General features: G+C 35.3%; 10 protein-coding genes. 6 read left to right on the forward strand and 4 right to left on the reverse strand.

What is annotated here, in order from left to right; all coding sequences use genetic code 11:
- Positions 1 to 137: 137 nt before the first annotated feature.
- Positions 138 to 230, reverse strand: a complete 93-nt coding sequence (locus tag FVB9532_RS14405; protein ID WP_150546033.1) for a putative porin — start codon at positions 228 to 230, stop codon at positions 138 to 140.
- A 78-nt stretch (positions 231 to 308) separates the two neighbouring features.
- On the opposite strand from FVB9532_RS14405, the gene FVB9532_RS14410 reads away from it, so the two are divergent.
- The 3 genes from FVB9532_RS14410 to FVB9532_RS14420 are packed head-to-tail and all read left to right on the forward strand — an operon-like array spanning position 309 to position 5921.
- A complete protein-coding gene (locus FVB9532_RS14410; RefSeq protein WP_150545883.1) occupies positions 309 to 2921 on the forward strand; it encodes a T9SS type B sorting domain-containing protein in 2613 nt (870 codons plus the stop codon).
- A gap of 15 nt (positions 2922 to 2936) precedes the next feature.
- Positions 2937 to 3869, forward strand: coding sequence for a PorP/SprF family type IX secretion system membrane protein (locus FVB9532_RS14415; RefSeq protein ID WP_150545884.1), 933 nt, complete (start codon positions 2937 to 2939; stop codon positions 3867 to 3869).
- A gap of 9 nt (positions 3870 to 3878) precedes the next feature.
- Entirely contained in the window at positions 3879 to 5921 is a 2043-nt protein-coding gene (locus FVB9532_RS14420; protein WP_150545885.1) for an OmpA family protein, read from the forward strand.
- Between the two features lie 6 nt (positions 5922 to 5927).
- On the opposite strand, the gene FVB9532_RS14425 is transcribed toward FVB9532_RS14420, so the two are convergent.
- Complete coding sequence (locus FVB9532_RS14425) at positions 5928 to 6647, reverse strand: DUF4294 domain-containing protein (RefSeq protein WP_394349667.1); 720 nt, start codon at positions 6645 to 6647, stop codon at positions 5928 to 5930.
- Between the two features lie 113 nt (positions 6648 to 6760).
- Here FVB9532_RS14425 and FVB9532_RS14430 point away from each other — a divergent pair, with 113 nt between their 5' ends.
- From FVB9532_RS14430 to FVB9532_RS14440, 3 genes are all read left to right on the forward strand, one after another.
- Positions 6761 to 7849 (forward strand): M42 family metallopeptidase, encoded by a 1089-nt coding sequence (locus tag FVB9532_RS14430; protein ID WP_150545886.1) that lies wholly within the window; start codon positions 6761 to 6763, stop codon positions 7847 to 7849.
- 239 nt (positions 7850 to 8088) lie between these two features.
- On the forward strand, positions 8089 to 9186 hold the full coding sequence (locus FVB9532_RS14435) for a DNA topoisomerase IB (RefSeq protein WP_150545887.1): 1098 nt from the start codon (positions 8089 to 8091) through the stop codon (positions 9184 to 9186).
- Positions 9183 to 9584, forward strand: coding sequence for a DUF4174 domain-containing protein (locus FVB9532_RS14440; RefSeq protein WP_150545888.1), 402 nt, complete (start codon positions 9183 to 9185; stop codon positions 9582 to 9584). Before FVB9532_RS14435 ends, FVB9532_RS14440 begins: the two co-directional genes overlap by 4 nt.
- Positions 9585 to 10218: 634 nt before the next feature.
- On the opposite strand, the gene FVB9532_RS14445 is transcribed toward FVB9532_RS14440, so the two are convergent.
- Both FVB9532_RS14445 and FVB9532_RS14450 read right to left on the reverse strand, forming a co-directional pair.
- A complete protein-coding gene (locus FVB9532_RS14445) occupies positions 10219 to 11013 on the reverse strand; it encodes a cation efflux transmembrane domain-containing protein (RefSeq protein WP_150545889.1) in 795 nt (264 codons plus the stop codon).
- Between the two features lie 64 nt (positions 11014 to 11077).
- Positions 11078 to 12031, reverse strand: a complete 954-nt coding sequence (locus FVB9532_RS14450) for a cation diffusion facilitator family transporter (protein WP_150545890.1) — start codon at positions 12029 to 12031, stop codon at positions 11078 to 11080.

Raw genomic sequence — 12031 nt, forward strand, 5'->3', positions numbered from 1 at the left:
CCCTATCCCTAAAGCGGGTGCAAATATACAACCCTTTTTCCTCTAAAAACAAACTTTTCTTTAAGTTTATTTTAAGCTTTTTTAACCTTAGCGGGTAATGCCTTAATTTCCAGAAGCATTGAACCCCAAAAAAATTACTACAAAAAGAAGTTCCACACCAAACCAAAGCGGATCACAAAATTACGGTAAGGTTGTGAGGGGGCAGAGTAGTTGTTGTTGCGATTAAAGATAAAGGAGGGATTTTTATATTATTAATTGTTAGTATATAATAAAAAAGTTATATTAGCTTAAGTATTCAAATTTCTAGAATGATTAAAGCTTACCCGCTACTAATTAGTCTACTATTAGTAAAATTTTGTGCGTTCGGCCAATGCGCTGGACAAGATACCTCCATTATTATTTGCGATTATTCCAATATGGATAATCAAAATTTTAATTTGTTAAATGCGCTCAATGGTAATCCTATTAGTGGAGGAACCTGGATAGACAATAATAATCTGAATATCTTCACGAATTCAGCTCAGAACGAAATTAACATTTGGGAGATAGGTCAAAGCGGTACTTATTCCTTCACCTATAGCTTAGACACTACTAATTGTCCCAATAGCTCTTCTACTTTAACTTTAATAATAGGAGGTTATGCCGGTGAAGATAATTATAGTGCAAATGCGTGTGAAAATGATATTAATGTAGATTTGTTTCAATTTATAGGTAGTAATCCTAATCCTTTTCTCAATGGCTATTGGATAGATGTAAGTAATACCGGAGCATTGGAAAACAACATTTTTGATGCTACCATACAGGGTCCGGGAACTTATACTTTTACTTATAATGTGGAGTCACAAAATAGTTGCCCTACTGATATAGTTACCGTTGAGTTGACGGTACATCCCCTCCCCGTTCCTTCTTCAGGCGCAATAGAATATGAAATTTGCGGTTTAGATGAAATTGCAAATCAAAGCAACTTAGATTTAAATACTTACCTTCCTCCTAATCCTTCTAATGGTTATTGGAGTGATAATTCGGGAACTAACGAAATTAATGGTAATGGTGACACTATCATCGATATACAGAATATCTTTAATAATTTTGGATATGGAGAATATAGCTTTAGTTACACGGCCATCCCCAACCATCCTATTTGTGAATTTCAAGTACTTTCTGTTATTATCAAACTTAGAAGGAAACTCGATTTTTCTAATGCAACTTTAGAAGTTGAATCTATTTGTGAGAATGATATTAGCGGTTTTCCTATAGTAGCAACGATAAATGGGCTTCCCAATTTGAATGATTTACCAAGTAATTCCTTTATCATAACTTATAATGTAAACGGACCAGTAAACCTAACTGACGAGAGCACTGTAATTTCATTAACTAATCCAGAAAGTTTTGTGCTTCCAAGTACATTTACTCCTACCCCAGGCATTTATTCCATTGAAATCACAGCTGTAGAAATTTTAAGCGACCCTAATGATCTTATCTGTGAACTTCTATACGATTTAGAAACAAGCTTTGAAGTGTACCCTATTTTTGAAGATGATATAAATATAAATATTGTTGATTTTTGTTTAGGAGAAGATCTTCTTATTCAACTTGATATTGACAACAGTAATTTTAATGAAGATTTGGTTATTGATTATGATATCTCCGGTGCAAACAATTTTTCTGCTAACGATGTAACACTTAATTTTTCAAATGGATCTTCAGCTCTTCAAATACCGGCGAATTTACTTCCTAATACAGGTAATAATCAATTTGAAATTACAAAAATCACTACGCTAAATGGATGTATCACCAATCCTACTGATCTTAATTTTGAATTTGAAATTTTCAAAAATCCTGATCCGTTCATTACTCTAAACGTAGAAAATATTTGTTGGGGAGATGATGCTATAGCAGTTATAGGGAATCTTACAGGGATAGATCAATTAAGAATTGAATATTCTATAACAGGCGCAAATTCAATAAGCAATCAAATAGAAACTATAAGTGTAAACAACACAAATGCTCAATTAGTAATTTCAGAAAGCTTACTCACTAATACCGGTGCTACTACGATTATCATTCACGAAATTACTAATGCTGAAACAGGATGCTCTACCACTATAAATAACGATTTTACTTTTGAAGTTAATCCACTACCCAACCCTCCTGATCCTCCTTTATTACAAGAGTTTTGTGAAGTTGACGCCGCTACTGTTTCAGATTTAACACCAAATCAATCCACTATATTTTGGTACACTTCAGAAAATAGTCAGAATTCACTTTCTAACGATACCCCCTTATCAAACGGCACTTATTGGGTTTCACAACTCGATACCAAGGGTTGCTATTCTAATAAAACATCTGTAAGCGTTGTTATTAATCAAGTTCCTATAGCCACTTTACTTCCGGCAGGAAACGAATTTTGTGGTGTTGATGAGCCTAGTATTATAGACTTAAGTGCTAACACGGCACAATTTAACCAATATCAAATCAACTGGTACGACCAAAACGGAAATCTTTTAAGTGAGAATACACTACTTTCTGAAACCGAAGTTTATGTTGGTTATACCTACGATTCGGTAACCAATTGCGAAACAGTCGATGGCTTAGAAGTTAGGGTTTCTCTTACTGCCTGTGAAGATGAATACGACTTTTTTATTCCCGATGCTTTTTCACCTAATAATGATGGAATAAACGACGTATTTAGAATTCCGGACATCCAATATTTATACCCCGATTATACCTACGAAATTTATAATCGATACGGTAAGCTTTTATATGAAGGAGATATTAACCGTCCTTATTGGAATGGTGAGGCAGAAAGCGATTTGGTATTATCGGATGGTATCGTGCCCAACGGCGTCTATTTTTATATAGTGAACTTCAACAAAGACAACATTTCTTCAAAACAGGGGAGACTATATGTAAATAGATAATTTAAAAAACAGTAGATGAAAATAAAATTACTTATTCTTATAACCTCCACCTTTTACCTCAACTCTTTTGCTCAACAGGATCCTGAGTTTACAAATTATATGTATAACCAGAAAATCATCAATCCGGGATATGTAAACGACAACCCGGAGACTTTACATTTTGGAAGTTTTTACCGTAAACAATGGGTGGATATTATTGGGAACCCTACTAGTTTTTCCTTTTTCTCCCATTTACCGTTAAGTAATCAACTAGAAGCGGGAGTTTCTTTTGTAAATGATGAAATTGGTGAAGGTGCACTTAAAGAAAATAACTTAACTGCCGATTTAGCTTACATCTTAAAAGTTTCAGAAAAAATTAAAATCTCCTTGGGCCTCAAGGCAGGAGCCACATTTTTAGATACCGATTTTTCTAAATTTAGATTAGAAAGTGGAGGACCTAATACCGATCCGGCATTTAGTCAAAATATCAATCAGACCTACCCTACCTTAGGGACTGGAGCTTTTTTATTTACCGACACCTATTATTTAGGCATATCAACTCCTAACTTTCTAACCAGTAAACATTTAAATAATGCCAATAGCATTCAGGCCGTGGGTAGTGAAGAAATACATATGTATTTAACCGGAGGTTATGTGTTTAAAGTTTCTCAAAGCTTAAAAGTAAAACCTTCCTTTTTGCTCAGAGCAGTTCAAGGATCTTCTGCGATGATCGATCTTTCAGCTAATTTATTATATCTAAATCGATTTGAAGCTGGCGTTTCTTACCGTTACGACGATTCTATTAGCGCATTAATGAGTATAGGCATTACCACCAATCTTAAATTTGGTTATGCTTATGATTATACCACTACCAATTTAGGAAATTACACGAGCGGAACCCACGAAATTTTTCTTTTGTATAATTTAGATTTGTTTAAAGGTCATAACAAATCACCTCGATTCTTTTAATTCCTTGTTATGAAAAAACCTTTTTTATATATTCTATTCACTTTCTTGAGTTTAATTTCTTTAACTACTACAGCTCAAGATTTCACTATCCAACAAGCCGATAAATATTTTGCGAGAACTTATTATGCTAAAGCTATTCCTCTCTATGAAGATGTCATCAGTTACGAATCTTCTACGGAAGCTATCCGAAATTTAGCCGATGCCTACTACTATACATTTGATTTTAAAAATGCTGAAAAATGGTATCGTTTTCTCTTAAAAAAAGAGAAGTCCCTTATGGATGATACTCATCTCTTTTATTATTATCAAAGCTTAAAAGCACAAAAGAAATACGAGCTGGCCGATCAATTGTTTCAAAATTACCTTCTGGAAGCTTCTGCAAAGAATGATTACCTAGAATCGTTGATTTACCTTAAAAATGTGGAAGCTATGGGAGAACGCTATTTATTAAAAAACCTACCTCTAAACACAGAGCAATCTGAGTTTTTTAGCGGAGTTTACCAAGACCAAGTTTTAATTGCTTCCACCAAAGAACAAAAAGGAATTTTTGCTAACTTATACTATTGGAATAACCAGCCCTATTTAAACCTTTACAGTATTCCTTTAGATAGTTTAGAAACAGAATCCCCTAGGCTATTTGCAGAAGAATTAACCACCAAACTTCACGAAAGCAATGCTGCCTTTACCAAAGATGGCAAAACGGTTTTCTTTACCCGAAATAATTATTTGAATGGTAAAAAAGAAAAAGACACCGCTAAAGTAACTCAACTTCAAATTTATAAAGCAGAATTAGAAGATGAAAAGTGGACCAACATCACCTTGCTTCCTTTTAATCATAAAAACTATTCGTGTGAGCACCCAACATTGAGCAAGGATGGCAAAACACTTTATTTTGCTTCTAACCAACCGGGGGGCTTTGGGGGTTTTGACATTTATGCAGTAAATACCGAAGATTTTTCAGCACCAAAAAATTTAGGGAAGTTAATTAACACAAATAAAAATGAACAATTCCCATTTATTGATGCAGAAGGTAATCTTTACTTTTCTTCTAACGGTCATACCGGTTTTGGAATGCTCGATGTGTTTATCGCTAAATCTAGCACCAACGGATTTCAAGAACCAGATAACGTAGGGCTTCCTATAAATTCTAGTTATGATGATTTTGCTTTTTACATCAATACTTCCACCAAAGAAGGGTTCTTTTCGTCTAACCGACCTTCAGGAAAAGGAAGCGACGATATTTATCAAATTACAGAAACCAAAGCTTTACTTATTGAAGATTGCTACCAATTTTTAAAAGGAAGAGTTTTTGATAAAACCACTAAAGAATTACTTGCTGAAGCGAAAGTGGTATTATTTGAAAATAAAATGCCTACCGATAGTATTATCACTAATAGCACAGGCGCCTATTCATTTAAAATAAATTGTAATTCTTCTTTTGAAATTTCCGCTAGCAAAGCTGAATATACCGATGACCATAAAACCTTCAATGCCTCTTCACAACGGAAAAAAGAAAATAAAGTTGATCTCTACCTATTAAGTGAAAAAGTAATTGCTGAGCGTAAGCAACAAGAATTAGAACACGAAAAAGAGCGCTTAAAACAACAAAAAATTGAAGAAGAAAAAGCAAAACAAGAACATATCAATCAAATTATAAACGATGAACCTAGCATTGTTAAAAAAGACCATAAAATCTTTATAAAAACCGAACCTATTTATTTTGATTACGACTTGTGGTACATTAGAAAAGAATCACGTAAAACACTAAATAAAGTAATTGCACTTTTAGAAAAATATCCTCAAATGAAAATTGAAATAGGAACACATACTGATATTCGGGGAAACAATAACTACAATCTAGAGCTTTCTCAAAAAAGATCTGATGCCGTGCTTGCTTATTTTAATGAAAAAGGAATTGATTTAAACCGACTCACAGCGGTCGGTTACGGTGAAACTCAACCTATCATATATTGTGAAACCGAAGAATCTTGTACCGAAGAACAACACGAAATTAATAGAAGGTGTGAATTTGTGATTAAGACTTTTAATTAAAAGTAGTTATTGCCACTTCCCTACTGCTTTTAAAAAATCTATATCGATGGCTGGTTTCTTTTCTTCCAAAAGTTTTTTCTGGAAATTCCTTCTTAGAATGTGCTCTATTAAAAAGTCTTCTTCTACTTCTTCCGGTTTAAACTCTTCCTTTAAAGAAATATTAAAAAGACTTGCCGTTGTATTATACCAAAAGGCGCGCCACCCACTTTTTAATTCTTTTACAATATCAAAAGTAGTAGTTCCGGTTTGGCGGTACATTAATTTTACTAGAATCTGTCCTTCCGTTTTAGTAAGTTTTTTCAATTCTTCCGTAAATTCGTCTTCAATATATTCTTGTACGATCTTCGTATATTTGCGTCTTTTCGATTTCGACTCTATCTTATTCAACCTCTCATTCAGTTGGGTTAATCTTTCTGAAGCTAAAATCGCATAAGGCCACACATGCCTGGTTTTTTTCTGAAGAATTAAATAACGCCTACGCTCTTCCCTATTTTTAAATTTAAATGGACCCACCAAAAAAACCTCATCCAAATCTATGGCTTCCATTACTTTATCATCAATCACCATAAATTGCTTTTGATGAACAGTGTCTACCTCCATAGAATCTTGTTCCATTTTAAATTCTTTCGCTTTTAAAGCAGGTTTAGAATTCACTAACTGTTGGCGGATTTGTGCCTGAGACCATCCGGTAAGAAATACAAGTAGTATAAATAAGTTTTTTTTCAATAGTAGTAATTCTGTAATTCTCCAATAGTTAATCTAAAATCATTCCAAAATTAATCATTCTTTATTCAAATGAATAAGAATTCTTATTTTCGTAGAAATTCTCAAATAAAATTATGTCAAAAAATAGTATCCTAAACGAAAAATCCCTAAAGTTTTTAGAAAAATACCTCAATAATGCGGCACCTACCGGTTACGAAAGTGAGGGGCAAAAGCTTTGGATGGAATACCTTAAACCTTATGTAGATGAATTTATCACCGACACCTATGGAACGGCAGTCGGCATCATCAATCCTGAGGCTAAATTTAAAGTGGTAATCGAAGGTCATGCCGATGAAATTTCTTGGTACGTGAATTACATTACCGATAATGGATTAATTCATGTGATTAGAAATGGAGGTAGCGACCATATGATTGCGGCTTCCAAACGCGTGAACATCCATACCAAAAACGGAATTGTAAAAGGAGTTTTTGGCTGGCCGGCCATTCATACGCGTGATAAGAGCAAAGAAGAAACTCCTAAAATTGAAAACATCACGATTGATGTAGGTTGTACTTCTAAAGAAGAAGTTGAAAAATTAGGCGTGCATGTAGGCTGCGTCATTACGTATCCCGATGAATTTTTTGTACTTAACAAAGATAAATTTGTTTGCCGTGCTTTAGATAATCGGATGGGTGGTTTTATGATCGCTGAAGTAGCAAGACTTTTAAAAGAAAACGGAAAAGAATTAGATTTCGGGCTTTACATCACTAATTCGGTACAAGAAGAAATTGGTTTACGTGGGGCAGAAATGATTACGCAAACCATCAAACCCAACCTAGCTATTGTTACAGATGTTTGCCACGATACGACCACTCCCATGATCGACAAAAAGAAAGAAGGGGAAACCAAGATTGGTGACGGACCGGTCATTAGCTATGCGCCTGCCGTACAAAATAATTTAAGGGAGATGATTATTAGTACCGCTGAGAAAAACAATATTCCTTTTCAGCGTTTAGCCGCTAGTAGAATGACGGGAACCGATACGGATGCTTTTGCCTATAGCAATGGCGGAGTGGCTTCCTCTTTAATTTCACTTCCTTTGCGTTATATGCATACCACCGTAGAAATGGTTCATCGGGATGATGTAGAAAATGTGATTAAATTAATCTATGAAAGTTTACTTCAGATTAAAAACGGAGAAACTTTTAGTTATTTTGAGTAAATTTCATTTCCTCAAAAAAACAATCAAGCCTTCCTTTACCGGAAGGCTTTTTTTATGGAAGAAAATAACAACTTTCCGACTCCGCAGAAGGAACAAGTAAAGATAGCTCGGCAGCTAAAATCAATTCAACAAAGCTATAAAAACTCTTAATTAGTAGAGTTTTATTAAAACATTCACTTTTTGTTATACCTATTACATCCTAATCTTAGCTAAATTTATAGGTGATTTTTAAATGACCTATGAACCTGACCATCGAAAAAATTGAAAAAATAACGCATCAGCCGGAAGAATTTGCGGCCTTAGCTAACCTAGTTTACGTAAAAGACCACCAACTCACCATCCGGCGCCATAAACACGGACGCGGTTTTTACTATACCGATAAAGAAAAAAGAAAAATCACCGATAAGACTTCTTTAGAACGAATAAAGAAATTGGTAATTCCCCCGGCTTGGAAAGAAGTACGAATTACCCATTTAAAAAACGGACACTTACAAGTGGTAGGAAGAGATACTAAAAACAGGAAGGTTTATCGTTACCACGATTTATGGTCAAAATTTAAAAACCAGACCAAGTTTTTTAAAATGGCTTCCTTTGGGGAAAAGCTTCCTCAAATTAGAAAACAAGTGGATAAAGACCTAGAGCTGGAAGGAATGCCCAAACAAAAAGTCTTGGCTTTGGTCGTCCGTTTAATGGAAGAAACCCATATTAGGATAGGGAATCATTATTACGCCAAAAACAACCAAACTTACGGACTTTCTACCCTCCGCTCTCGCCATGTAAATGTAAGTCACGATATTCTCACCTTCGATTTTATTGGTAAAAAAGGGAAAGAACATCATATTGAAGTCACCGATCAGGATTTAATTGAATTGATTAATGAATGTGAAGAAATACCCGGATGGGAACTTTTTAAATATTACGATGAAAATGGCGATAAAGATCATATCGATAGCGGAATGATTAATGAATACATCCAAACCATTTGTGGTGAATATTACTCGGCTAAAGATTTTAGAACGTGGGCAGCCACCAAAATTTATTTTGAAGCCTTGCGTGATTTAGGCTATACCGAAAAAGAGAAAGAACAAGACAAACATATTATTTCAGCTTTAGACGAAGCTGCCGAAGCTTTGGGAAATACCAGAAGCGTTTGTAGAAACTATTACGTTCATCCCATGATTACCGAATATTACCAAAACGGAAAAATACAAGAGTACTTTGATAAGGTCGACGAGAAATCTGCCGGAACGTCTTCTCCCCTATTTTCCCATACCGAAAAAGTAATCTTGGAGCTGATGGAAAATTTTCAAATTAACCTAAAAGACAAAAAATCATGAAAAACTTATTACTCGTATTTGCCATCACTTTTAGCAGTATATTAACTGCTCAAGAACCTATCCAAGTAACCAATAACGACCAACCTGTACATGCAGGTTACGTGGTGGTGGTCACCGCCGATAGAAATTTGCCCAAGGTGCAAGAACAGTACGATATTTTTGAAAACGGAAGAAAGTTTTTCGCCGAACGCAATATTCAGCCCTATTTGGTCACTCCCGAAAGCGTCCAATCCTTTTTTAAAGAAAACAATGATCGATTAATGAAATTTGGCGATTATAAAAAACTACAACAAGCAGATACCGATTTTTTGGTGATTGTCTTAGATAAAAAATACAATACGAAATATCGGTCTGAAAATCCCATTACCCCCTTGGAGATCGCTGAAGTTATGAAGTAAATATCGATAACTCCTTTCTAAAAAAGTAGCATCACCCTGATCATGCCAGTAAGGAAGACAGCCTCAACACATCCCGAGAAGTTATGATGTTCAAAAATTTGTAGGAGATTTGGAATTTGAAATTTAGAATGGATAGCTTAAACATAACTTGCTAGCAACGGATATTAATTGAATAGTTCTTCTAATTTTTTGTCCAATTGTTTTCCCCGTAAATCCCTGGCTATGATTATTCCGGTTGAATCAATTAAAAAACTATCCGGAATCCCTTCCTCTCCGTATGTGAATGCAGCTTTGTTACTCTGTACATTAATGCCATTCACGTGATTCCAATTCAGGTGGTCCTTCCAGATTGCTTTCAGCCATTGATTTTTATCTTTGCTTGTTACAAATGTCTATTGGTAGGATGAGTTAATTGGGTTGAGCAAGGAATTTAGTAGATTAAAACTCAATAGAAAATTCGATTCTTTTTAAATTTAATTTCTTTGCTCATTTAACTTGTAATTTTCAAGAACAGTGGTCTCTTTTTTCAGTTACAAATAACATCGAGTATGATAAGCGGAACAACTGAAGAACTTCTCAAAATAAACATTCTTTAGAAAATTGCAGTTTTATATTTTTATAAGTTTTTTTTCATTTACTTACTTATTTTCAAAATCCGAAAGGCTCCTTGAATGACCCATACAAAAACGATGGTTCCTATAATCAAATCAGGGGTACTGGAACTTAACCAATTAACCAAAAGTCCGGCAATGATGACTCCTAAATTGATAATCACATCATTTGAAGTAAAAATCATACTCGCTTTCATATGAGCCTCTTCTTTGCTCTTGGATTTTTGTAAACTATAAAGACAAATGCCATTGGCGATCAGTGCAAGAATGGAAACGCTTATCATGGTCGAGAAGTCCGGTAATTTGTCAGGCCCAAAAAATCTTCGGCATACTTCTACAAATCCGATAAGGGCAAGGGCAATTTGAAAATACCCGGCAAGTTTGGCTATTCGTTTTTTCTTAATCAGTGTGCCGCCAACGGCAAATAAACTAATTCCATAAACAAAACTATCGGCAAGCATATCCAAACTATCCGCAACCAATCCCATTGATTTGGAGATTATGCCGGTTGTGATTTCGATAATGAAAAAGGCAAAATCAATGGCAAGAACAGACCCAAGTAGTTTTTTTTGGTTAGCCTTTTCTGTGAAGTCTGTTTGGTCGGTCTGTTCGGTCGATATTTTCTTTCCGCCTAAATTCAGTTCGAGAATAGACTTTTCGATTTGGTCGATTTCTCCGCTGTGAAAAACAGTCAGTTTTCGGTTTGGAATATCAAAGTCCAAATTCACAATACTTGAAATTCCGTCCAGTTTCATTCGGATTAGGTTTTCTTCCGAAGGGCAGTCCATTTGGTTTATTTCAAATAGGGTTTTCTTCATTTTGTTTTTCAGTGTTACGAACCGACTTTAAATAGCCGCATTAGCCGTTCGTCTTTTTCTGTTTTCAGCAATTCACAAATTTGCAGTGTTTTGTATTCGTTTCAATTTGTATGGTGGGATGTTGAATATTGTAGTTACTCAAGCGTTCTAAAATAGTGGTATAGACTTTAGTTTCAGAAGGCTTATCGGCACTGTCCAACACAGCGTGTAGCGAAGCCACATGGTAGGTTCCGTCTAAACTCCAGATATGAAAATCGTGAATGTTGGCAACACCTTCAATCGTATTCAGTTCTGAGGTTAGGGTTTCCATATTCACATGTTCAGGAACCGCTTGTAGCATTATTTTTAGGGTTTCTATTAAATTTTTGGTGGCGTTGTACGAAATAAAAGCAGCAATGGCGAGGGTAAGCAACCCATCTATCCAATTCCAACCCGTAAAATAAATCACCACAGCACCTATTAAAACAGCTACCCAACCCAGTACATCTTCTAAAAGGTGAAGCATGATGGCTTTACTGTTGTGATTGTGGGAATGCCCGTGCGCGTGATGGTGATGATGGTGTCCTCCGGTTCCATTTTTTATTCTAAGAAAGGCAAAGCCGTTGATGCTCACTCCCAAAACCGCTAACCAAAGCATACCCACACTATTGACTTCTTGGGGATCGATAAATGATTCTATGCCACTTTTAATCATAAAGACAGCTCCAATCAATAGAAATAGCGATAAGCCCAGCGCAGATAGTAATGAAAACCGTTTATAACCGTACGAATAACTAGAAGAACGTTTCTTTCCCGATATTTTTTCAAACAAAACCGCTATTCCTATAGCGACGGCATCTATAAAGTCGTGAAAAGCATCGGCAATAATTGCTGTGGAATTGGTAAAGATCCCGCCCACCACTTCGATAACTGCAAAAATTAAGTTTAGCCAAAAGGCTAAGGTTAGTCCATTTTTGGTATCTGAATGCTGATGTGCTTCGTGAGGATGCTCGTGAGAATGTTGGTGCTTGTGGTTCAT

The organism is Mesonia oceanica (assembly GCF_902499555.1).
GTDB classification, from domain to species: Bacteria; Bacteroidota; Bacteroidia; order Flavobacteriales; family Flavobacteriaceae; genus Mesonia; species Mesonia oceanica.

Bases quoted from the DNA above. Each gene is read 5' to 3' on its own strand.
- FVB9532_RS14410 (WP_150545883.1), top strand. From the start codon at position 309: ATGATTAAAGCTTACCCGCTACTAATTAGTCTACTATTAGTAAAATTT.
- FVB9532_RS14415 (WP_150545884.1), top strand. From the start codon at position 2,937: ATGAAAATAAAATTACTTATTCTTATAACCTCCACCTTTTACCTCAAC.
- FVB9532_RS14420 (WP_150545885.1), top strand. From the start codon at position 3,879: ATGAAAAAACCTTTTTTATATATTCTATTCACTTTCTTGAGTTTAATT.
- FVB9532_RS14430 (WP_150545886.1), top strand. From the start codon at position 6,761: ATGTCAAAAAATAGTATCCTAAACGAAAAATCCCTAAAGTTTTTAGAA.
- FVB9532_RS14435 (WP_150545887.1), top strand. From the start codon at position 8,089: ATGAACCTGACCATCGAAAAAATTGAAAAAATAACGCATCAGCCGGAA.
- FVB9532_RS14440 (WP_150545888.1), top strand. From the start codon at position 9,183: ATGAAAAACTTATTACTCGTATTTGCCATCACTTTTAGCAGTATATTA.
- FVB9532_RS14445 (WP_150545889.1), bottom strand. From the start codon at position 11,013: ATGAAGAAAACCCTATTTGAAATAAACCAAATGGACTGCCCTTCGGAA.
- FVB9532_RS14450 (WP_150545890.1), bottom strand. From the start codon at position 12,031: ATGAACCACAAGCACCAACATTCTCACGAGCATCCTCACGAAGCACAT.